The following is a 21,339-nucleotide window of genomic DNA, read 5'->3' as shown; positions in this document are numbered from 1 at the left end:
TGCACCCGAAGATCACGCGGGACCAGGGGAGGGCGCGGCATGCTCGGCAGGTTGTTCGGCAGGGGTGGGGAGAGACCGGCGGAGGATCCGTACGCTCTGTCCGCTACGCGACAGCGGAAGAACGGGACCTACACGCTTCGGGCGCTGGGGGACCGGCGGGTGCTCGCATCGGTCGAGGCGGCCGACGCGGGGGACTGGAAGGGCGTCAAGGCCGCGCTCGGGTCCTTCGATCTCGGGCGGGACCATGGCGTGCTCGGTGAGCTGGCCGAGGTGGACGGGGTGGAGGAGTGGATCGGGCAGGCCGTGGAGGAGGACGCGGAGCACCGGGCGGCCGCCCTGTTGATATCCGGGGCGCGGCATGTCAGCTGGGGGTGGGAGGCGCGTACCTCCGCGCGGGCCGTCGATGTCACCCAGGAGCAGTGGCGGGTCTTCGGGGAACGGCTCGCCCTTGCTGAGGAGCAGCTTCTGGCGGCCGCCGAGTTGGAGCCCGAGTGGGTCACCCCGTGGCGGCAGCTCCTCACCTCCGGGCGCGGGCTGTCCTTGGGGGAGGACGTGAACCGGGTCCGGTTCGGCGCGGCCCTGCGCCGTGATCCGCTGGACCTGGAGGTCCACATCGACTGGCTGGCGCAGTTGCAGCCCCGGTGGGGCGGCGAGCCGGGGGAGGCGCTGGCCTTCGCCCGGGAGGCGCTCGGGCGGGCTCCGCAGGGGCATCCGCTCGGCTGCGTGATCGCCATGGCCTACATCGAGGAGTGGGTCGAGTCGGATGACGCGGACCGCCTCGGATCCGACGAGATCCGCGCAGAGTTGCGCGACGCGGCCGACCACAGCATCCTCCACCCCGCCTACGTGCGGCGTCCGGGGTGGCAGCAGGACTTCAGCATGTTCGCCATGGCCCTGTCGATCGCCGACGAGAGCCACACGGCCCGGCGTGTCTTCCGCGCGCTGGACGGCGCTTACACCGGCTGGCCCTGGACCTATTTCGGTGATCCCGAAGGGCAGTTCGCCCATCGGCACCGCCACAACCGGGCCTGAGCGGCGAGTTCCGGCCCCTCTCCATATGCCGCTCTGCGGCTCTCTCTTTTGGACTGCCCGATGACTCTCCCCCCTCCCGTGTCCCCGGACGGCGCCGACCGTGCCTTCCAGGTGGATCTGCGCGGCCTCGTCGATCTCCTCTCCCATCACCTCTACTCCAGCCCCCGCGTCTATCTGCGCGAACTCCTGCAGAACGCGGTCGATGCCCTGACCGCCCGGCGCGGCCTCGAACCGGACGCGCCCGCCGACGCCTTCGGCATCCGGCTGTTCGCCGACGGGTCCGTGGTCCGCGTCGAGGACGACGGCGTCGGGCTCAGTGAGGCCGACGTCCACACCTTCCTCGCCACGATCGGGCGCAGCAGCAAGCGCGCCGAGGGTATCGCCGAGCAACGCGGCGACTTCATAGGTCAGTTCGGCATCGGGCTGCTGTCCTGCTTTCTCGTCGCGGATGAGATCCATGTGCTCAGCCGGTCCGCCCGTACCCCCGACGCACCCGCCGTGGAGTGGCGCGGGCACGGGGACGGCAGCTACAGCGTGCGCAACCTGCCCGCCTCCGCGCGGCCTCGGCCGGGCACCACCGTCACGCTCACGCCGCGCGGCGATGCGGGGGAGTGGACCCGGCCCGGGCAAGTGCACGCACTGGGGCGGCACTTCGGGTCCCTGCTGCGCCATCCGGTGACCTTCAGCGATGGTGGTGCGGGTGCGTCCGGGGCCCTGGTGAATCCCGAGCCGGCGCCCTGGGCGCGTACGTACCCGACCCCGGGCTCCCGGTCCCGCGCGCTGGCCGCGTACGGCGAGGAGGTCTTCGGGTTCGCCCCGCTCGACACCATCGAGCTGGACCTGCCGGCCGTCGGGCTCAAGGGCATCGCGTGCGTGCTGCCCGAGGCGGTGCCGGCCGGGCGGCGCCACGGCCATCGGGTGCACGTCAAGGGGATGCTGCTCTCCGAGCAGGCCGACGAGATCCTCCCGGAGTGGGCGTTCTTCGTCCGCTGCGTCATCGACGCCGAGAGCCTGCGCCCGACCGCGTCCCGCGAATCCCTGTACGAGGACGACACGCTCGCCGCCGTACGCGACGCCCTGGCCGAGCGGCTGCGGGAGTGGATCGCCCGGGCCGCCGCCAGTGATCCGGAGCTGCTCGGACGGTTCCTGCAGGCGCACCACCTGGCCGTGAAGTCCCTCGCCGTGCACGACGACGAGATCCTGCGGCTGCTGCTGCCCTGGCTGCCGTTCGAGACCACCGACGGCCACACCACCCTCGACGAGTTCGCCCGCACCCACCGCACGGTGCTCGTGACGTCGAGCGTGGAGGAGTTCCGGCAGGTCGCGGCGATCGCCTCGGCCGCCGGGCTCGGCGTCGTCAACGGCGGCTACACCTACGACCGAGAACTGGTCCACCGGCTGCCCGAGATCAGGCCCGAGGCGAGCGTCGCCGACCTCGATCCGGCGACCCTCACCGCCCACCTCGACCCCGTCGACCGGGAGACCGAGCTGGCCGCGTCGGCCTACCTCGCCCTGGCCCGCGACGCCCTCGCCGTCTTCGACTGCGATGTCGCGCTGCGCACCTTCCACCCCGCCTCCGCTCCCGCCCTGCTCGTCGACAGCCGCGAGGCCCGGCACGAGCGCACCCGCTCCCAGCTGGCCCGGGAGCAGGAGGGAGGCCTGTGGGGCGACATCCTCGGCGCGCTGCGCCAGGAGGCCCCGCGCGCCCAGCTGATCCTCAACCAGCTCAACCCGCTGGTGCGCACCGCCGTGGCCATCGACGAGCCCGAGCTGGCCCGTACCAGCGCCGAGGCGCTCTACGGGCAGGCCGCGCTGCTCTCCCGGCGCCCGCTCCGGCCCGCCGAGTCGAGCCTGATCAACCGCTCCTTCCTCGACCTTCTCGCCCATGCCCTCCGCAAGGACAGCTAAGGACAGCTGACGATGCCTACCGCACCTCACCCTCAGAGCACCGACGAGCTGCTCCAGGCGCTCCGGGAGAACCACCAACTCCCCTACGGCCGCACCCGGACCGTCACCGCCGAGGAACTCGTCGACACCGCCGAGCGGTTCGCCGAGCCCGTCCCGCTCATCCACGCCCTCCTCGAACTCCAGGAGGCGTACACCTACGGCTCCGACCCCCGGAAGTCGCCCGTCGTCTTCGCCCGCCTGCTCACCCTCTTCGACGAGCAGCCCGAGGTCTTCGACGAGCGCCTGCGCCACCAGCTGTTCTGGCGGTTCAAGTGGGTGGCCAACGCCCTGCGCGCGCTGCCCGAGATACCGCTGGCCAGCCTGCGCCAGTGGCTGACCGAGATGCGTGACCGGTACGAGAAGGCGGGCCTGGGCCTCCAGCCGTACTACGGGCAGGCGTACCAGCTCGCCGTCCACGTGGGTGAGGACACCACCCTCGCCTACGAGCTCTGGGCGGGCCGCCGCCGGACCCCGCACAGCGACTGCGAGGCCTGTGAGATCTGCGAGCGCGCCCTGTACCGCCTCGCCGGGGGCGACGACGAGCGCGCGCTGGAGGTCTGGGCGCCGGTCCTGGCCGGGAAGGAGTCCTGCCAGGAGGAGCCGGCCCGCTCGGTCTCGTACGCGCTGCTGCCCCTGCTGCGCACCGGCCACGCCGACCGGGCCCGCGAGCTGCACCTCGCCGGGTACCGTGGCTGCCGCCGCAACCCATCGATGGCCGGAGAGGTCGGCCGGCACCTGGAGTTCTGTGCGCTGACCGGCAACGAGGCGCGTGGGCTCGAACTGCTCGCGGAGAACCGGAACCTGTTCGACGAGGTGGATTCGCCGCTGGACCAGCTCGACTTCCTCACAGCTGTGGAGGTGCTGCTGCGCCGGGTGGAGAACCTCGGCCACGGTGGGCTGCCGGTGGCCGGGTACGCGGGCCGGGCCTGGACCGTGGCCGGGCTGTGTGCCGAGGTACGGGGCCGGGGCGACGGCCTCGCCGCCCGCTTCGACACCCGTAACGGAACCACGGCCCACTCCGGCCGCCGCAAGGACCGTCTCGACCGCGCGCCACTCCTGGACGCGCTGGAACTGTCCCTGCGCACCCGGGGCCTGGACGACCTGGCCCCAGGCCGTGCCGCGGTCGCCTCGGTTGCCGCGTTCGCCTCGCCTGTGATCGCCGCAGCCGTCCCCGAGTCGCTGCCCGAACTCATGAGCCGCGCCAGGGCCTTGGACGAGGAGGGGCACCCGGACGCTCGGGCCTGCTGGGCGCGCCTGCGTACGCTCGTCGCAGCCCGCGACTACAGCCACCCCGAGGACCCGGCCGTCGGCCCGTACGGCCGGCTGTGCGCGGACTTGCTGTCCGACGAGGCGTACCGGGCGGCCGAGCGCGGCGATCACGCCTCCGCCGTCGATCTCCACGAGGAGGCCGCCGGGCTGTACGAGGACGCCGGAGCGCCGGGTGACGTGGTGCTGGCCCGGGCCTGCGCCCTGCTCGCCGCCGCCGAGATCCCGGGGGAGGGGGCGGACGACGGGGCCGAGGCCGAGGTGAAGGCCGCCGCCCTGGCCGACGCCCATGCCGCCGTGGTCCGGCTGCAGGAGGGGGCGCCCGGCCTCGCCCCGTACATCGAGGGGCGTCTGCTGAGGCTGCGGGCGTCCGCGCTCGGCGTGCGCCTGCAGACGTCGGGGGACCGGACGGAGGCCGCGCCGGTCTTCGCCGAGGTGGATCTGCTCCAGGAGTTCGCCATCCGGCACGGCCTCGCCACACAGGTCTCCGGCGCGATGCTGCTGCGGGCCGGTACGTACGCGCTCTCCGGCGATCTGCCGGCGGCGGTCGTCGAGATCGACGCCCTCCGGGACCGGCTGGCGTCGCACGGTCCCGCCTGGCACCTGCCGCGCGCGCTCGGCCTGCGCGGCCGGCTCCAGCTCGGCCTGCGGGACGCGGCCGTCGCTCATGCCGACCTGGCGGAGGGGCTGCGGCTGGCCGCCGCGTGGCCGGCCGACGCGGTCGACACCGCCCGTCTGCACGGTGATCTGGCCCAGGCGTGCATGCATCTCGGCCGCCCCGACGAGGCGCTGGCCCACCTGACCCGGTCGGCGGAGGTGGATCTGCGGGACGGCAAGCGGATGGACGCGTTCTGCACGTACAGCAACGCCGCCCAGCTCTGCCTCGATCTGGGCCGCGTCGAGGACTGCATCGCGCTGCTCGACTCGCTGCTGGCCGAACCGGCTGTTGCGGCGGGGGAGCTGGACGACCGGCTGGTCGCCCAGCTGCGGCTGATCCGTGCGCGGGCTCTGCACGCGGGCGACGATCTCAAGGCCGCCACCGCGGACTTCGTCGCCCTCGCGGCCGAGTCGGCCGGCTGGGACGACGATCCGGGGAGCCACGCCATGATCGCCGCGGAGACGGCGATGATCCTCGGCGAGGCGGGCGAGTTCGACCGGGCCGGTGAGGTCGCGGACCGGGCGCTCGCCGCCCATGCCCTCTCCCCGCGCTACGAGTTGATCAGCAACTGCCTGCGGGAACTCGCCCGCCTCCGGGCCCAGCAGCAGGGGCCCGACGGCCTGGCCGGTGCCCTCGCCCACCTGGACGAGGCCGGACGGGTCGCGGATGCGGCCCGCGCCGCCGGGTTCCAGCCCGTGGGGCGCTCCCTGGAGACGGCCCTGGCCTACGAGTACGGGCGGGTCAATGCCTACGTCGGGGAGTACGAGGACGCCCTCACCTTCCTGGAGAAGGCGCTGGTCCTGCTCGGTGAGCCGGGGGCGAAGGAGGGCGGTGCCGGCGAGTGGGCGGAGTGCGTCCGTCTCTCGGGTGCCGTGGAGGGGATCTACCTGGAGCGCGCCGCGCCCGCGCTCGTCCGGCTCGACGCGGCGGTCGCCCGGCTGACGGCGCTCGGTCACCTGGAGGAGTGCGAGCCGCTGGCCTCGCTGGCGGCCCAGCTGCGCGACGAGGGGTGAGGGGGCGGCGGGCGCGGGGCCGTGTCGGGGCCGCGCCTGCCGCCTTGCCGCTCGGCCGCCTTGCCGCTCGGCCGCCCTGCCGCCATGTCGCTCGGCCGGGCAACCGCTCGGCTGCTTCGGTGCCGCGTCCTGCTCAGCCGCTCGGCGGGCTCGGCGGGCTCGGCTGGCTCGGCGCCGTGCTGTGCCGCCCCCCGCTCGTCCCCCGGTCCCGGATCGCCCGCGGGGTCCCCGTGTCCGCAAGGTGGTGGTCCCCTTGCCTGACCCATTGGTCTAGTCCAAACTGATCCGCGACGAAGCCTCCGGAAAGTCGGCCGCGCACGGCCCGCAAAGCCGCCGCAGGCCGTGATCGACAGGGGGCGGTCATCGGACGAGGGGGATGCCATGTCAGAGAGGACGTCGGCCGCGGCGCTGTCCCGGGGAGGTCCGGCAGGCGAGCCGGGCACGTTCGGCCCCCGGCTCCAGGCGCTCCGCAGACGGGCCGGGCTGAGCCAGGAGGCGGCCGCCTTACGGGCCGGGATCAGCACCCGGGCGCTCCGTGACATCGAGCGCGGCCGGGTTCAGCGGCCCCAGGCGCGCACCCTCCAACGCCTGGCGGATGGCCTGGAGTTGACCGGCAACGAGCTGGCCGACCTGCTGGCCGCCACCCGCACCGGACCACCGCGCGGCGCGGCCCGCCCGCGCCTGCTGATCCTCGGCCCGCTCGCCCTCCAGCGCGGCCGGGCACCCGTCCCGGTCACCAGCCCGATGCTGCGCCGACTGCTCGGCCTGCTGGCGCTCAAGCACCCCGAGCCCTCCACCCAGCGGGAGATCACCGACACCCTCTGGCCGTCCGGGCCGCCCAGCTCCCACCAGAGCCTGATCCACACCTACGTCAGCCAGGTCCGCCGCCTGCTGGACCCCGGCGGCCCGCGGACAGCCCCCGCGCCCACCGTCGTCCGCACGCCCACCGGCTACCTGCTCCAGGCGTCCCGGAGCCAGACCGACCTCGGCCACTTCGACGAGCTGCTGGCCCAGGCGGAGCGCCTGCACCGCGCGCCCGACCCGGGGGCGGCCTACGCGTCGCTGACGCAGGCGCTGCAGTGGTGGCGGGGCCCGGTGCTCGCGGACGCGGATCCGGTGCTGCGCCAGCACCCGGCCGCGGTGGTGGTCAACGAGCGGCGGGTCAAGGCGGTACTCCTGTACGCCGACACCGCGCTGCTGCTGCGCCGGCCCGAGGAGGCCGTCCCGGCACTCTGGTCCATGGTGAACACCGAGCCGCTCCACGAGGGCCTGCACGCCCGGCTGATCCTCACCCTCGGCAGCTGCGGGGAGCAGGCCGCCGCGCTCAACGTCTTCAGCCGCCTGCGCGACCGGCTCGACAAGGAGCTGGGCATCGCGCCCAGCGCCGAGGTCCGCGACGCCCACCTGAGGGTGCTGCGCCAGCAACTGCCCCGCGCACAGCACCCGGACGACCCCGCGCCGGCCGGCCGCGCCACCCTCGCCGGGCCGCTCCCGGCCCAGCTGCCCGCCATGGCCGGCTCGTACGTCGGACGGCTGGGGCAGATGCGGGACCTGGACGCCCTCGTCTCGCCCGACCCGGCCCGGCGCTCCCATGTGATGGCGGTGGTCGGCGCGCCCGGCGTCGGCAAGACCGCGCTCGCCAAGCACTGGGCGCACGCACGGCGCGAACACTTCGCGGACGGGCAGCTCTTCGTCGACCTGCGGGGCCACTCACCGCTGCCGGCGCTGCGGCCGGGCGACGTCCTGGCGCAGTTCCTCCGGGCCCTGGGCGCGCCGCCCGGCCGGCTGCCGGTCGACGAGGACGAGGCCGCGGCGCTGTACCGCACGCTGCTCGCCGACCGGCAGATGCTGATCGTGCTGGACAACGCGCGCGACGCCGAGCAGGTCAGGCCGCTCATTCCGGGCGCCCGGGGCTGTGCGGTGGTGATCACCAGCCGCAGCCGGCTCGCGGGGCTCGTCGCGAGGGACGGTGCCCGCCAGCTCGCCCTGGACGTCCTCGACCCGGACGAGGCCCGACTGCTGCTGGGCAGCATCGTCGGCGAGTGCCGGGCCACGGCCGAGGAGGAGGCGGCCCGCCGGCTCGTGCGGGTCTGCGGCGGCCTGCCGCTGGCCATCCGGATCGCCGGAGCCAACCTGGTGGCCCGCGACACGGGCATCGCCGGCTACTGCGCCGAGCTGGCGGGGGACGACATGCTCAGCCGGCTGCGCGTCGAGGGAGACCGGCGCTCGACCGTGCGGGCCGCCTTCGACCTCTCCTACCTCGCGCTCCCGGCCGGGGCCCGGCGGATGTTCCGGCTGCTGGGTCTCATGCCGGGACCGGACGTCTCGGTGAACGGCGCGGCGGCCCTGGCGGACACCACCTCGGCCGCGGCGGCCGAGCTTCTGGTGACCCTGACGGACGCCCATCTGGTACGGGAGAGGGCCGCCGGCCGCTTCGGGCTGCACGACCTCGTGCGCTCGTACGCCCGTGAGCTGGCCTGCACCCAGGAGGCGCACGCCGCACGGCAGCGGCTCTTCGAGTGGTACCTCTACCACGCCGACGCGGCGGCCCGGTTGCTCTACCCGGCGGAGCCCGTACCGGGCCCGTCCGCCGGGGCGGCGCCCTCGGCCGCGCTGGCCTTCTCGGACCACGGTGAGGCCTCGGAGTGGCTCGACAGCGAGCGGGAGAACCTGTCGGGCGCCGTCCCGCAGGCTGCCGGAGCCGGCTTCACCACCCTCGCCTGGCGGCTGGCGGAGAGCCTGCACGGCTTCCTCTCGGTGGGGATGTACACGGGCGAGTGCCTCGAGGTCGCGACCGCCGGCCTGTTCGCCGCCGTCGCGGACGGTGAGCCGCGGGCCCAGGCCGCCGCCCAGCTGCGGCGCGCCGAATGCCACTGGCTGCTGGCGGACCGGACCCAGGCCCTGGAGCTGCTCGGCAGCGCGCTGGAGCTCGCGCGGCAGGCGGACTGGGCCGACGGTCAGGCGCTGGCGCTGCGCCGCATCAGTGCGGCGCACCGGGCGAGCGGCGGCGGGCGGCAGCCCTGCGACCACCCCGCCCAGGCCCGTGAACTCGCCCGGCACGGCGGCGCGGCGGGCCTTCCGGGGGCGTCGTCGGCCTGGAGCTGACCTGCTGAGGGCCGCGCCCCGGCCGCGCCCGCTCCCGGGCGACGAGCCCGGGGTTCCGGTCCGGCCGAAGAGCGATCCGGTCCTGCCGCCGGTCCGGCGGCAGGACAACTACTCCGGCAGTTGAAGCCGGTTCTGCCGGTTGCCGTGAACCGATCGGCGGTGACCGGGATAACTCCAGCTCAGGGTCGACGTGTTCGGGCGGAGCCGGACCGCATGGCCGGTCCCCGCCCTCTGGTCCGGCTGTAGGAGACCGACCAGTCGGGGACCGTACTGTGGCGGCACCGAACCGCGCCGCACCGCACCACAAGGCCAGTTTTCGTGCCGACTCATGAGGTGACGCGTTGCCACAGCTCACAGTGGCCTCGCCACCGCCCGTACGAGGCGCGTTCCGGGACCTTCTCCTCCGGCCAGGCCACCATCATCCGCGCGCTGAGAACGAGGTATCGATGCACACCGTGGCACAGGCCCCACAGCAGGGAGACCGACGGGCGGCCGAGATGGCCGAGTTCGCCGTAGCGTTCTACGAACGTGCCATCGGCAGAAGCGAGTTCGACCCCTTGTGGATCGCCGAGGAGCTGGGTGCCCCGCCGCGGTATGCCGAGCAGGCGGTCGGCGTACTGCGCGAACTGCGGTTGGTCAAGCCGGCGGAGAGCAGAGCGGACCGGCTGGTGGCGGTCAGCCCGGAGGCGGCCCAGATGGAGCTGCTGATCCCCCTGGAGCGGGAGATCCTCGACAGCCGGCACCGGCTCGCCGGATTCAAGGGGCGGTTCAGCTCCTTCGCGGCGGCGTTCGAGAGACAGTCCCGGACCCGCGCCGAACCGGTGGTGATCACCGGCGACCCGGAGGAGATCGAGCTGCGGCTGCTGGAGGCCGCGCAGAGCTGCACCACCGAGGTCCTGGTCATGCAGCCCTGCGTGGCCCGCGAGACCCGCGAGCTGCGGCTGGCCCGCCCGCTGGTGCTGGAAGCGCTGCGGCGCGGTGCGCGGGGGCGGATCCTCTACCCCCATACCGCGCGCGGCGACTCGGGGACCCGTGCGCACCTCGGTGAACTCCTGCCCGCGGGGGGCCAGGTGCGCACCACCAAGGAGGTGAGCGACCGCTTCCTGGTGTTCGACCGGAAGACCGCCTTCATCCCGTCCGGTGAGGACGGCGAGATCGCCGTCGTCTACGAGAGTACGGTCGCGGCCTTCCTGGCCGGGCTGCACGCCCGCGTCTGGGAGTCCGCCGTCGACTTCGACTCCGGTGCGGCCGGCTACGCCGGGACCATGGAGGAGCTGAAGGCGACCCTGCTCTCCCTGCTGGCCTCCGGCGCCAAGGACGAGGTCATCGCGCGCCGGGTGGGCATGTCCGAGCGGACCCTCCGCCGCCATGTCGCCACGATCATGCAGGACCTGTCCGCCAGCAGCCGCTTCCAGGCCGGCGTGCTGGCCGCCCGTACCGGCCTGGTCGACCTGGCCCTGAGGAGTGCCGTATGAGCCGCTTCAACCAACTCGCGCAGACCACCGCGGTACGTCAGGTCCAGGAGGAGATGGGCAGCGCCTCAGCGGCCGGCCGCCGGCTGAGGGAGCAGGTCGAGGAGCCTGATCCGCTCGACGCGCGCTCGGCCGACTTCATCCGGAGCCTCGACGGCTTCCTGTTCGCCAGTGTGGGCGAGACCGGCTGGCCGTACATCCAGTTCAAGGGCGGCCCGCAGGGGTTCGTCCACGTCCTCGACGAGTACACGCTCGGCTTCCTGGACGTCCGGGGCAACCGGCAGTACGTCACCACCGGCAACGTGCGCGGTGACGACCGGGTCGCGCTCTTCTTCATCGACCACGCCCGCCAGACCCGCCTCAAGCTGTTCGGCCACGCCACCGCCCTGCCGGTCGACGAGAACCTCGGGCTCGCCGAGCGCATGGAGTCGCCCCGCACCGAGGGCAAGGTCGAACAGATCGTCACCATCCGGGTCGAGGCCTACGCCTGGAACTGCCCGAACCACATCACCCCGCGCTTCAGCCGGCGCGACGTCTCCGAGGCCCTGGCCCCGGTCCATGAGCGCCGCGCCCGGCTGGAGGAGGAGAACGCAGCCCTGCGCGCGCGACTCGACGCCCGCCCCGAGGGCTCGACGGGCTGACCGGAAACGGCAGCCGGATCCGGCCATCGAGCACCTCCGCGAGGAAATCCCTGACCAGGACCGAACGGCCCACTGGCCGAAATCGGCAGCCGGTTCCGGGCATTGAGGAACCCCTGCCCGGATTCCTAATCTGGATTCAGCAAAGAGCCCTCGAAGCGAACGGAGGAATCACTCGATGGTCAGCGAAGTGATCGACCGGAACGACCGGTTTCGGGGAATCCTGGACCGGCTCGCCACCAAGTCGATCGACGACTACTACAACCCCTACCGGCTCTTCGAGTGGCCGGAAAGGCTCCCCGAGGACATGTGGTGGATGAGCCCCGAGCTCACCACCACCTACGGGACGGAATGGGCCGAGAAGCTTACCTCCGAGCAGCTCCATGCGCTTTCCAAGCACGAGAGCATAAATTTCTACAGCCTCAACGTCCACGGTATCCGGGAACTGCTCGTCGAGGTGGTCAACCGGATCCACACCGCCGGTTTCGAAACACCGTCGGAGTTCTTCCACCATTTCATCGGTGAGGAGAACGAGCACATGTGGTTCTTTGCCGAATTCTGCCTCCGCTACGGCAAGAAGATCTACCGGCAACCCGCCGGCGGTGCGGAGACGGCCGCGCCGTCGGACAAGGTCCAGAGCCTGCTGGTCTTCGCCCGCATCCTGATCTTCGAGGAGCTGGTCGACCACTTCAACTCGGCGATGGCCGAGGACGAGCGGCTCCACGAGACGATCCGCGGCATCAACCGGATCCACCACCAGGACGAGTCCCGGCACATCGCCTTCGGCCGCGAACTGGTCAACCTGCTCCACCAGGACCTGAAGCGGACCGCCACCGAGCAGGAGCTGGACGAGGTCTCCACGTACCTGCGCCGCTACATGCGGCACAGCTTCGAATCCCTCTACCACCCCCAGGTCTACCGCGACGCGGGCCTGGAGCGCCCGCACGAGCTGCGCCGCGCCCTGCTGGAATCGCCGGCCCGGGCCGAGGCCGAGCTGCGCACCTTCCGCAAGACCGCCAAGTACCTGGAGAAGACGGGACTCATCCGATGACGGCGACCCGACTGACCGGCAGCGACGGCGAGCCCGCCCTGGCCATCCTGGGCCCGCGGGCCACCGCGCTCGTCAAGGAGCTCGACCGGGTCTTCACCGGCTGGGGCCTGGAGGACGGCGCCGGGGAGATCAGCGCGCCGCCGCTCTTCCCGGTGACCGACCTGGAGAAGTTCGACGTCTACACCAACTTCCCCCACCTCGCCTGGGTGGCCGGTTCGCTGGATCTGGCGGACGAGCAGTTCAAGCCCGTGGCCGGCAGGTTCGGATCCGGAGCCGTCACGGAGGCGCGGTACGGGCTGCCGCACGCCACCTGCTACGGCGCGTACCTCTTCCACGAGGGTGGTCAGGTCGCCGACGACCTGCTGGTCACCCTGGTCAACCGCTGCTTCCGCAACGAGGACCACTACAGCGGGCTGCGCCGCCTCGCCAGCTTCCAGATGCGCGAGATCGTCGCGCTCGGCAGCTTCGACCACACCCAGGAGGTGCTGGCCCGCTTCACCGGACGCATCCAGTCCTTCGCCGCCGCGCTCGGCATCGAGCTGGGCAGGGAGGCGGCGGGCGACCCGTTCTTCCAGAACGACAGCGGGCGGGCCCTGATGCAGAAGCTCAGCCCGGTCAAGTACGAGTTCCAGTACGGCGACCTGGCGATCGCCTCGGTCAACACCCACCGCAACTTCTTCGGCGAGCGGTGCTCGATCCGGCTGGAGTCCGGCGAGCACGCCTACACCTCTTGTGTGGCCTTCGGCCTGGAGCGCTGGCTCGCCGTCCTGACCGAGCACTTCGAGGCGGACCTCGACGCCGCGCTGGCCGCCGTACGCGCGGCCGCCGCACCGGCCTCCGCCGTACCCGCCTCCGCCGAACCGTCGTGAGCCGGCCCCTGATCGGCGTCGACCTCGTACCGCTCGCCCGGGTCGGCGAGCTGCTGGAACCCGGTGCCGGGCCGGTGCTGGGACGGTTCCTCTCCACCGACGAGCTGGCCGCCTCCCGGACCCCGGACGGGGAACCGGACCGGGCCGGGATCGCCGGACGGCTGGCCGCCAAGGAGGCCGTCTTCAAGCTCCTCGGCGCGGTCGGACGGCCGGTTCCCTGGCAGGGCATCGAGGTCCTGCGCGGCCCCGGCGGCCGCCCTGGGGTCCGGCTGTCGGGCGCGGCGGCCGAGTTGGCGCAGCACGCCGGACTCGGCCCGATCGACGTCAGCATCAGCCACGACGGCGGCTTCGCCATCGCCGTCGCCGCGGCCACCACCTCGCAACCGCCCCATCTCGCTGGATCAGTGACTTCGAAGGGAATGCCATGAGTTCCGCAGGTATCGACAAGGTCCGGGACTGGATCCTCGGCCGTCACCCCGAGCGCACCGAACTCGCCGCCGACGTCGACCTCATCGAGAGCCGGCTGGTCGACTCGCTCGCCTTCGTCGAGCTCGTCTACACCATCGAGGACGCGGCGGGCGTCGAGATCGACTTCGACGCCATCGACATCGAGGACTTCCAGACCCTCGCGACCATCGAGAAGGCGTTCTTCGCCTGATCGCGAGGATTCGCCCGATCCCGAGGATTCGCCCGATCCCGAGGAGGGGTCTTCATCATGGATGCAGTCTCGTACACCGCACAGTGGATGGCCGCAGCCCGCGCACAGGAGTCCGAGCGGGAGGACCCGCTCTTCGTCGACCCGCTCGCCCGCGATCTGGCCGCGCCCCGCGGCTTCGAACTGATCGAGCGGTACGTCGGCGGGGGCGTGCTCCCCTTCATCTCCATCCGGACCCGGTTCCTGGACGACGCCATCAAGGAGGTCGTCGCCGGCAGCGGAGTCCAGCAGGTGGTGCTGATCGCCGCGGGTATGGACACCCGCGCGTTCCGCCTCGACTGGCCGGACGGCACCGAGCTCTACGAGGTCGACCACGCACCGCTGATCGCCGAGAAGCGCCGCCGGCTCGACGCCCTGGGGGCCGAGCCGCGCACCGACCGGCGCGAGGTCTCCGCAGACCTCACCACTCAGTGGCTGCCCGCCCTGGAGGCCGCCGGGTTCGACCGCAGCCGGCCGACCCTGTGGGTCGCCGAGGGGCTCACCTTCTTCCTCACCGAGGAGCAGGCCGGCGAACTGCTGCGGCTGCTCGCCTCCGCCTCCGCCCCCGGCAGCCACCTGGCCTTCGACATCCTCGGGCGCGCCATGCTGCGCAGCCCGTTCTCGAAGCGCTTCCTGGACGCCCTCGCGGCCGACGGCACGCCGTGGGTCTTCGGCACCGACGAGCCCGAGGAGTTCCTGACCGAGCACGGCTGGAAGACCACCGACCTGCGCGAGCCCGGGCAGCCCGGCGCGGGCGAGGGCCGCTGGCCGTACGAGGTCCAGCCGCGGGGGCGTCGCGGCGCCAACCGCCTGTGGCTGGTCCGCGCCGAGGTCGTGACGGCCTGATGGGTCACGCGACCACGGAGAGCCACCCGGACACGGACCGCCGTCCAGCCGCAGAGCGCCGGATCACCCTGGAGCGGATCGAGTCGTACCTGCCCGAACGCAGCGTACGGATCGAGGAGCTGGGCGAGCGGCTGGGCCTGCACCGGGCGCAGCTCGGGGTGTTCCGCAAGTTCTACGGCCTGGACACCCTCCGCTTCGATCCCGAGCTCCCGCTGCTCGACCTGCTGCGGCCCGCCGCCCGCAGCGCTCTGGCCGCCCTGCCCGAGGGCGGCCGGGTCGACTACCTGGCGTACGCGCACACCACCCAGGCGGTGGCCCCGCCCGACGTGGACATCGCCCAGGTGGTCGGCGAGGACCTCGGTCTCCCCGACGCCGAGGCCTTCGGCTTCAGCCACCAGGCGTGCGTCAGCAGTCTGGGCGCCATCGAGGTGCTCGGCGAGCTGCTGCGCGCGGAGGGCGAGGAGGGCGCGTACGCCCTGATGGTCACCGGCGAGCAGGCGTACTCGCCGCTGGTCCAGCACATCCCCAACACCTCGATCATGGCCGACGCCGCGGCTTCCTGCCTGATCACCCTGGAGGGCGAGGGCGACGTGGTCCGGTCCTTCGCCATCCGGACGCTCGGCGAGTACGCCCAGTGGCTGGAGCTGACCCCCGAGCAGAACACCGAGTTCGGGGAGCAGTACGGCAGAAGGATCGCCGACGTCATCCACGAGGCTCTGCGGGACGCCGGGTTGGGCCTTGACGAGGTCGACCTGGTGATCCCGCACAACGTCAACAAGCTGGCCTGGCGGCAGACCATCAAGGAACTGGAGGTGGGGCCGGAGAAGGTGTTCCTGGACAACGTCCCGCGCTTCAGCCACACCTACGCCTCCGACGTCTTCGTCAACTACACCACCCTGCGGGACGCGGGCCGCCTGGTCGACGGCGCCCACTATCTGCTGGTCTCCGTCGGCCTGGGCGCCACCTTCGGCGCGATGGTGATCACCCACCGTGCGGGAGGCGGGACCTGATGCGCCGTCAGCAACTGGTGCTGACCATCGAGAAGGCGCTCAGCGAGGTGCTGGAGCGGCCGGTCAGCGGGCTCACGGAGGAGACCGCGCTCTTCGACGAGCTGCAGCTCACCTCGCTCGCCGTGCTGGGGATGCTGATGAGCGTCGAGGAGGCGACCGGGATCTCGGTCGACCCGGAGGGACTCGACATCGACGACCTGCGGACGCTCGGGTCCTTCGCCGATTACGTCGAGGCCGCGATCCGCGCGGAAGCGGAAGAGGGGGCGGCATGAACCGCGCCCGCAGAGAAGACGCCATCATCCGCGCCCGCAGAGGAGACGCCATGATCTGCGCCGTCGTCGCAAAGGGGGCGGCGTCATGAGCGCGCTCGTCGTACGGGCCGCCGCCTCGGTGCGGTCGCCGCAGGGCCGGACGCCGGAAGGCGTCCCGGCCGCGCTCGACTACTTCCGCGATCTGCTCACCCCCTTCGGTGAGAAGCCGGACGAGGAGCTGCTGAGCCGGGGCCCGCACGTCCACCACCGCGACCTCGTGGACCTGCTCGTCGCCGACGAATCCGTCGGCCGGAGCCGGCCGGAGCTGGCGATCGTCGCCCACGCCCTGCCGGACGTGGTGCCGTTCACCGCCGTCGCACCGCACCTGACCGAGCGGCTCGGCGGCCGGGCGGTCAGCTTCGCGATCGGCCAGCAGGGTCTGGCCGCGCCCTTCACCGCGCTGCGGATCGCCTCCGCGTACCACCGTTCGGGGCGGGCCGCGGAGGTGGTGATCGCGGTGCTGGAGCAGACCACCCTGCCCACCGCGCTCCCGCTGGTCCAGGAGACCCCGCTGACCGACTCGGCCGCCGCGCTGGTCCTCGGGGCCTCCACCGGGGAGGGGCTGGAGTTCGTCCGGGCACGCTCGGCCGGTTCGGCCGCGGGCGCCCTGGGCCGGGAGCTCGGGGAGGACGGGACGCTGCTGGTCCTCGGCCCCTGGGTCACCGAGGACGTCCCGGTCCACGGCGCGGTGCACCGGGTGGCTCCGGGCGGCTACTGCACCAGCCTCTGGCTGGAGCTGGCCGACCACTGGCAGGAGTGGCAGCGCGTGTACCGGCGGATCGTGCTGTGCGACACGGACCCGCGCTCCGGCCGCAGCCACGTGGCGCTCTTCGCCGCCACCCCCTAGTGCACCTGCCGGGCCGGACGCGGACGAGCGTCCGGCCCGGGCACCACGGAAAGCACCCGCAGACACGGACGAGGCAAGCGAAGGGAAGGCGGAAACACGATGACGACGGCCGAGGACCGGACCATCAGGCTGGACTCCGCGAGAGCCGGGAGCGGCCCGGCGACCTGGGGGCAGCGGGCGATCTGGGGGGTCGTCTCCCGGCTCGGTGACGACGCCCCCCGGTACAACCTGCCGGTCGCACTCCCCCTTTCCCCGCCCCGCCCGGTCCCTCGCGTACTCGCGGACCTGACGGAGCTGCTCCTTCTCCACGACAGCCTGCACACCCGGTTCCTTCCGCAGGGTGAGGACGGCCTGGAGCAGGTCGTGGACGGCAGCGGCGAGCTCCCGGTGGAGATCCGTACGAGCGCGCCCGAGCAGGTCCGGGAGGTGAGCGCCGCCCTGCTCCAGGAGTTGGGCGGGCGTTCCTTCGACCACACGCGGGAATGGCCCCTGCGGGTCGGCCTGGTGGAGAGCGGGGGCCTGGTCCACCGGCTGGTGCTGGTCGGCGCGCACACCGGGATGGACTACTGGGGCCTCGGCCGGCTGCTCCGCGACCTCGAGTCGGTCCAGGCGGGGGCGACCGCCGTGTCGCTCCGCGATTCCCGCCCCGCCGTCCAGCCCCTGGAGGCCGCGGAGGTCCAGGCGTCCCCGCTCGGCCGCCGCCGGGACGAGGCGGCCCGCCGCTACTGGGTCGAGCAGCTGACGGCCGGCCCCCGGCAGATCTTCCGGCACCCCGCCGCCCCGGAGCTCGCGGACGACCCCACCCGCCGCTTCCCCAACGCCCTGCTGCGCTCGCCCGCGCTGGCGGTGGCCGTCGGGCGGGTGGCCGAGGAGCTGGGGGTGAGCGACGCGGCCGTGCTGCTGGGCGCGGTCTCCCACCAGCTGGCCCTGTCGTCCGGGAGCAGCGACGTGCTCTTCCAGGTGGTGGTGGGCAACCGGTTCCAGCCGGCCGCCGCCGCGGTGGTCTCCACGGTGGCGCAGGAGGCCCTGTTCCGGCTCACCGACGCGGACCGGGACTTCGAGGACGTGGTGCGGCGGACGCGGTCCGTCGCGTTCAGCGCCTTCCGCCACGCCGCGTACGACAAGTGGGCGCTGGACCGCGAGGTGGCGGGGCTGATCGAGAAGGAGGCGGCGGCCGACCACTCGTACTGGTGGAACGACACCCGTGACCCGGCCGTCACCCCGTTCGACACGGTGGAGCGGCCCGAGGTCCCGCTGAGCGGGCTGACCGGCCGGACCGAGCTGAGCTGGCCCACCGACTTCCCGCCCCGCAGGAACGTCTCGATCGCGGTGGACGCGCTGACCGCCCCGGGCGCCCTGGACCTCGCGATGACCGCCGACCCCGCCGTCATCAGCCGTACGGGCATGGAGCAGTTCCTCCGTGGGGTCGAGCGGCACATCGTCGCCAAGGCGATCGCACTGGAGGACCGATGAGCAAGCAGTACGCGGGAATCGCCTGGGCGGAGGCGGGCTACCGGGTCGAGGTGCTGGACGACGCGGGGCGCCGCGTGGCCGAGCCGAGCAGCTGGAGCGGCGGCCGGGTCGCCGAACTGATCTCCTGGCTGCGGGGGTCGGGCGACGGTGAGACCCCCGCCGTGGTGCTGGACAGCACCAACGGGCTGCTCGACGGCCCGATGACGGCGGCCGGTCTGGAGGTGTACCGGGCGGACCCCTGGCTGCTGCCGCCGCGCCCCGGGTTCGGCTCCGTCACCGCCGTACAGCTCGCGGAGCAGGCCCGGACCGCGCCCGGGGCGCTGGCCCGGGTGACCGCCGAGGGCGGCACGCTGACCGGCCGCGCCGAGGAGTACTTCGAGGGCGTCGAGCGCGGGGAGCCGGCCCGGGCGGCGCTGACGGCGGCCGGGCGCTGCTTCGACCACGGACGCAGGGACGACCCGCGGGTGGCGCTCACCTTCGACGACGGGCCCGACCCGGTGTTCACCCGCCAGGTGGTGGAGATCCTCGGGCGGTACGGGGCCCGCGCGACCTTCTTCTGTGTCGGCCACCATGTCGCGGCGCTGCCCGACGAGGTACGCCGGATCGCCGCGGCCGGGCACGAGCTGGGCAACCACTCCTGGTCGCACCCCTTCCTGCCGGACCTGACGCCGGCGGAGCTGCGCGAGCAGCTGGACCGTACGGCGGAGGAGCTGGCCCGGGTGACCGGCGCCGGCGAGGCCCCGCGCTGGTTCCGGCCGCCGTACGGGGCCCTGACCCCCGAGGTGCTGGCCGCCCTGGACGGTTACCCGACCACCCTGGCCATGTGGGACGTCGATGCCCGCGACTGGTCGAGGCCGGGGCCCGGGCAGATCGCCGCGACCGTCCTGGAGGGCGCGGGGCCGGGCTCGGTGGTGCTGATGCACGAGGGCGCCGGCGACCGGGCCCAGACGGTACAGGCCCTCCCGTCGATCATCGAGGGCCTGCTCGAACGCGGCCTGGAACTGGTCCCGGTGGGGGACCTGGCGGCGCCGGGCGAGACCGGACCCACCAGCGGCGCGTTAACGACTTTCCGACCAGAGACCCCGACCAACGACCGAAGGATCTGAACGGCTATGGAAGAGCGCTTGGCAGAGCACGCCGCGGCGGAATCGCCACCGCCCCCGCCACCGCCGCCGAAGGACGGCCCCGGCGGTTCCGGCGTGGGCCCGTCGGCGGGGGAGCCGGCGATATGGTCCCGTAACTTCAGGTTCTACTTCGTCGGCCGCAGTGCGGGACTGCTCAGCTGGGCCATGCTGCCGGTCGCCGTCGCCGCCGGTCTGCTCATCGACGGGTACGGCCTGGAGACCGCGGGCTACTCGATGGCCTTCCTGGTCGCCCCGTTCGCCGGCCTGGTGCTGTTCGGCGGGGTGCTGGCCGACCGGTTCACCGCCCGCCGGATGATGATCCTCGCGGACCTGGCCAACCTGGTCGCCCACGTCCTGCTCGCCCTGCTGTTCATCCACGGCATCGACCACCTCTGGCAGCTGTACTCGCTGCTGGCGGTCGCCGGTACCGCCAACGCGCTCTTCCAGCCCGGCGCCGCCTCCACCGTCCCGCTGGTCTCCCGCGACGTGCAGGGCGCCAACGGCATCCTGCGCACCTCGGAGGCGATCACCGGCCTCGGCGGCCCGGCACTGGCCGGAACCCTGGTCGGGTTCGGGTCCACCGGCTGGGTGATGGTGATCTCCGCCGTCGCCTACGGGACCAGCGCCATCTGCCTGTTCGTGCTCAAGCTCGGCGTGGTTCCCGCCCCGCCGGCCGGCGAGTCCATGTGGCACAACCTGGCGGTCGGCTGGCGGGAGTTCTGGTCCCGCAGCTGGCTCTGGGGCGTCATCGTCATCTGGATGTTCTACGCGGTGCTCGCCTGGGGTCCCCAACTCTCCCTGGCCGCCGGGGTGATCGTGCCCGAACACGGCGCCCGCGCCTTCGGCCTGGTCAACGCCGCGCTGGGCGCCGGGACCATCATCGGAGGCCTGCTGGCGATCCGCTACAAACCCGAACGGCCGCTCGCCGCCGGGGCCGTGGCGATGATGGCGTATCCCCTCTACCCGCTAGGCATCGTGCTCGGCTGGCCGGTCTGGCTGCTCATGCTCGCCCAGGTCGCGGTCGGGACCGGGATCGGCATCTGGGGCGTCATGTGGTCCACGAGCGTGCAGACCCAGGTGCCGGGCGAGATGCTCAACCGCATCCACGCGTACGAGGTCGCGGGCTCCGTCGGCATGTACCCCATCGGCAGCGCGCTGGCCGGCCCGGCGGTCGGCCTGTTCTCCACGAAGACGGTGCTCATGGTGGGCGTCGTCGTCTCCTTCCTCACCGCGTCCGCGCTCCTGATAGCCCGCCCGATCCGCAATCTGCGCCGGGTGCCGGACCGGCTCTGAACACCGTCGGAACCGGCCCGGCCCGGCTGCGTACGGCCGCCGAGGGCGTGCACTACGTGGTCGGCCGGAACGCGGAGGTGCTGGACGCGCTGCCCGTCGCCGTGCGGGACCGGGCGGCTGCGGCCCGCCTGCCGCTGTGGCGTGGAGAGGAGTACGCCGCTGCGCGGACCCTGCTGCGCGCCCTGCTGCGGGAGATCGGCGAGGACCTGAGGGGCGGACCGGTCGCCGCGTACCCGAGCGGCCGGCCGTACCTGCCCGGCCGGCCGGATCTGGGCGTGAGCCTCTCGCACTCCTCCGGCTGGGTCGCCGCGGCCGTCGGCCGGGGCCGTGACGTCGGCGTCGATGTGCAGGCCCCCGCTGCCGTCGGCGACCGGCTGCTGCGCCTGTGCTGTCCGCCCGCGGACGCCGAGGCGCTCGCCGTCATGCCCGAGGCCCGGCGCAGACGCGAGTTCGCCTGGATCTTCACGGTTCAGGAGGCGTGTGTGAAGGCCGTCGGACGGGGTCTCTCCGGCCGCCCCTGGGACGTTCCGGTGAACATCGGCCAACAGACAGGTGAGTGGGGGCGGGTGAACTGGTGCGCCCCGCGCGGCGGTGAGCCGGTCCCGGTCGGCTGCGCCTGGAACGACGCGCTGCCAACGGCCGGTTGAGCCTCGCTGTCCCCGGGCCCGGCCGTGCTCCCGGGCAGGCAGG

At 73.1% G+C, this 21,339-nt stretch carries 18 protein-coding genes; all 18 read left to right on the top strand.

Translation table 11 applies throughout. The annotated features are described in order from the left end of the window. Nucleotides 1-39: 39 nt before the first annotated feature. On the top strand, nucleotides 40-1,032 hold the full coding sequence (locus ABZ154_RS11870; protein ID WP_356831453.1) for a hypothetical protein: 993 nt from the start codon (nucleotides 40-42) through the stop codon (nucleotides 1,030-1,032). 60 nt (nucleotides 1,033-1,092) lie between these two features. After that, a complete protein-coding gene (locus ABZ154_RS11865; RefSeq protein WP_356831451.1) occupies nucleotides 1,093-2,940 on the top strand; it encodes an HSP90 family protein in 1,848 nt (615 codons plus the stop codon). Between the two features lie 12 nt (nucleotides 2,941-2,952). Further along, the gene (locus ABZ154_RS11860; RefSeq protein WP_356831449.1) at nucleotides 2,953-5,916 is read left to right on the top strand and encodes a hypothetical protein; all 2,964 of its coding nucleotides are present in this window, start codon (nucleotides 2,953-2,955) and stop codon (nucleotides 5,914-5,916) included. Nucleotides 5,917-6,297: 381 nt separating this feature from the next. Then, on the top strand, nucleotides 6,298-9,021 hold the full coding sequence (locus tag ABZ154_RS11855; protein WP_356831447.1) for a BTAD domain-containing putative transcriptional regulator: 2,724 nt from the start codon (nucleotides 6,298-6,300) through the stop codon (nucleotides 9,019-9,021). 446 nt (nucleotides 9,022-9,467) lie between these two features. Beyond that, nucleotides 9,468-10,496 carry a LuxR C-terminal-related transcriptional regulator gene (locus tag ABZ154_RS11850; RefSeq protein WP_356831446.1) on the top strand — a complete coding sequence of 343 codons (1,029 nt, stop codon included), beginning with the start codon at nucleotides 9,468-9,470 and terminating at the stop codon, nucleotides 10,494-10,496. Further along, nucleotides 10,493-11,134 carry a pyridoxamine 5'-phosphate oxidase family protein gene (locus ABZ154_RS11845; protein WP_356831444.1) on the top strand — a complete coding sequence of 214 codons (642 nt, stop codon included), beginning with the start codon at nucleotides 10,493-10,495 and terminating at the stop codon, nucleotides 11,132-11,134. Before ABZ154_RS11850 ends, ABZ154_RS11845 begins: the two co-directional genes overlap by 4 nt. 175 nt (nucleotides 11,135-11,309) lie before the next feature. Further along, nucleotides 11,310-12,182, top strand: a complete 873-nt coding sequence (locus ABZ154_RS11840; RefSeq protein WP_356831442.1) for a diiron oxygenase — start codon at nucleotides 11,310-11,312, stop codon at nucleotides 12,180-12,182. Next, entirely contained in the window at nucleotides 12,179-13,051 is an 873-nt protein-coding gene (locus ABZ154_RS11835; RefSeq protein ID WP_356831440.1) for a hypothetical protein, read from the top strand. The genes ABZ154_RS11840 and ABZ154_RS11835 overlap by 4 nt, the downstream gene beginning before the upstream one ends. Then, nucleotides 13,048-13,479 (top strand): holo-ACP synthase, encoded by a 432-nt coding sequence (locus ABZ154_RS11830; RefSeq protein ID WP_356831438.1) that lies wholly within the window; start codon nucleotides 13,048-13,050, stop codon nucleotides 13,477-13,479. The genes ABZ154_RS11835 and ABZ154_RS11830 overlap by 4 nt, the downstream gene beginning before the upstream one ends. Continuing rightward, nucleotides 13,476-13,709 (top strand): phosphopantetheine-binding protein, encoded by a 234-nt coding sequence (locus tag ABZ154_RS11825; protein ID WP_015609405.1) that lies wholly within the window; start codon nucleotides 13,476-13,478, stop codon nucleotides 13,707-13,709. Before ABZ154_RS11830 ends, ABZ154_RS11825 begins: the two co-directional genes overlap by 4 nt. Nucleotides 13,710-13,766: 57 nt before the next feature. Further along, a complete protein-coding gene (locus ABZ154_RS11820) occupies nucleotides 13,767-14,591 on the top strand; it encodes an SAM-dependent methyltransferase (RefSeq protein WP_356831436.1) in 825 nt (274 codons plus the stop codon). Next, entirely contained in the window at nucleotides 14,591-15,601 is a 1,011-nt protein-coding gene (locus tag ABZ154_RS11815) for a 3-oxoacyl-[acyl-carrier-protein] synthase III C-terminal domain-containing protein (RefSeq protein ID WP_356831434.1), read from the top strand. The genes ABZ154_RS11820 and ABZ154_RS11815 overlap by 1 nt, the downstream gene beginning before the upstream one ends. Beyond that, complete coding sequence (locus ABZ154_RS11810) at nucleotides 15,601-15,873, top strand: acyl carrier protein (protein WP_356831432.1); 273 nt, start codon at nucleotides 15,601-15,603, stop codon at nucleotides 15,871-15,873. Before ABZ154_RS11815 ends, ABZ154_RS11810 begins: the two co-directional genes overlap by 1 nt. 85 nt (nucleotides 15,874-15,958) lie before the next feature. Further along, on the top strand, nucleotides 15,959-16,759 hold the full coding sequence (locus tag ABZ154_RS11805) for a hypothetical protein (protein ID WP_356831430.1): 801 nt from the start codon (nucleotides 15,959-15,961) through the stop codon (nucleotides 16,757-16,759). 99 nt (nucleotides 16,760-16,858) lie between these two features. Further along, complete coding sequence (locus tag ABZ154_RS11800) at nucleotides 16,859-18,232, top strand: condensation domain-containing protein (RefSeq protein WP_356831428.1); 1,374 nt, start codon at nucleotides 16,859-16,861, stop codon at nucleotides 18,230-18,232. Next, on the top strand, nucleotides 18,229-19,338 hold the full coding sequence (locus ABZ154_RS11795) for a polysaccharide deacetylase family protein (protein ID WP_356831426.1): 1,110 nt from the start codon (nucleotides 18,229-18,231) through the stop codon (nucleotides 19,336-19,338). The genes ABZ154_RS11800 and ABZ154_RS11795 overlap by 4 nt, the downstream gene beginning before the upstream one ends. 18 nt (nucleotides 19,339-19,356) lie before the next feature. After that, nucleotides 19,357-20,649, top strand: a complete 1,293-nt coding sequence (locus ABZ154_RS11790) for an MFS transporter (protein ID WP_356831424.1) — start codon at nucleotides 19,357-19,359, stop codon at nucleotides 20,647-20,649. Nucleotides 20,650-20,696: 47 nt separating this feature from the next. Next, entirely contained in the window at nucleotides 20,697-21,296 is a 600-nt protein-coding gene (locus ABZ154_RS11785) for a 4'-phosphopantetheinyl transferase superfamily protein (RefSeq protein ID WP_356831422.1), read from the top strand. The last annotated feature ends 43 nt before the right edge of the window (nucleotides 21,297-21,339 follow it).

The sequence above is a fragment of the Streptomyces sp. NPDC006261 genome (genome assembly GCF_040613515.1).
GTDB lineage: Bacteria > Actinomycetota > Actinomycetes > Streptomycetales > Streptomycetaceae > Streptomyces.
This window is presented reverse-complemented; position numbering and strand designations above follow the sequence as displayed.

Bases quoted from the DNA above. Each gene is read 5' to 3' on its own strand.
- ABZ154_RS11870 (WP_356831453.1), top strand. From the start codon at position 40: ATGCTCGGCAGGTTGTTCGGCAGGGGTGGGGAGAGACCGGCGGAGGAT.
- ABZ154_RS11865 (WP_356831451.1), top strand. From the start codon at position 1,093: ATGACTCTCCCCCCTCCCGTGTCCCCGGACGGCGCCGACCGTGCCTTC.
- ABZ154_RS11860 (WP_356831449.1), top strand. From the start codon at position 2,953: ATGCCTACCGCACCTCACCCTCAGAGCACCGACGAGCTGCTCCAGGCG.
- ABZ154_RS11855 (WP_356831447.1), top strand. From the start codon at position 6,298: ATGTCAGAGAGGACGTCGGCCGCGGCGCTGTCCCGGGGAGGTCCGGCA.
- ABZ154_RS11850 (WP_356831446.1), top strand. From the start codon at position 9,468: ATGCACACCGTGGCACAGGCCCCACAGCAGGGAGACCGACGGGCGGCC.
- ABZ154_RS11845 (WP_356831444.1), top strand. From the start codon at position 10,493: ATGAGCCGCTTCAACCAACTCGCGCAGACCACCGCGGTACGTCAGGTC.
- ABZ154_RS11840 (WP_356831442.1), top strand. From the start codon at position 11,310: ATGGTCAGCGAAGTGATCGACCGGAACGACCGGTTTCGGGGAATCCTG.
- ABZ154_RS11835 (WP_356831440.1), top strand. From the start codon at position 12,179: ATGACGGCGACCCGACTGACCGGCAGCGACGGCGAGCCCGCCCTGGCC.
- ABZ154_RS11825 (WP_015609405.1), top strand. From the start codon at position 13,476: ATGAGTTCCGCAGGTATCGACAAGGTCCGGGACTGGATCCTCGGCCGT.
- ABZ154_RS11820 (WP_356831436.1), top strand. From the start codon at position 13,767: ATGGATGCAGTCTCGTACACCGCACAGTGGATGGCCGCAGCCCGCGCA.
- ABZ154_RS11815 (WP_356831434.1), top strand. From the start codon at position 14,591: ATGGGTCACGCGACCACGGAGAGCCACCCGGACACGGACCGCCGTCCA.
- ABZ154_RS11810 (WP_356831432.1), top strand. From the start codon at position 15,601: ATGCGCCGTCAGCAACTGGTGCTGACCATCGAGAAGGCGCTCAGCGAG.
- ABZ154_RS11805 (WP_356831430.1), top strand. From the start codon at position 15,959: ATGAGCGCGCTCGTCGTACGGGCCGCCGCCTCGGTGCGGTCGCCGCAG.
- ABZ154_RS11800 (WP_356831428.1), top strand. From the start codon at position 16,859: ATGACGACGGCCGAGGACCGGACCATCAGGCTGGACTCCGCGAGAGCC.
- ABZ154_RS11795 (WP_356831426.1), top strand. From the start codon at position 18,229: ATGAGCAAGCAGTACGCGGGAATCGCCTGGGCGGAGGCGGGCTACCGG.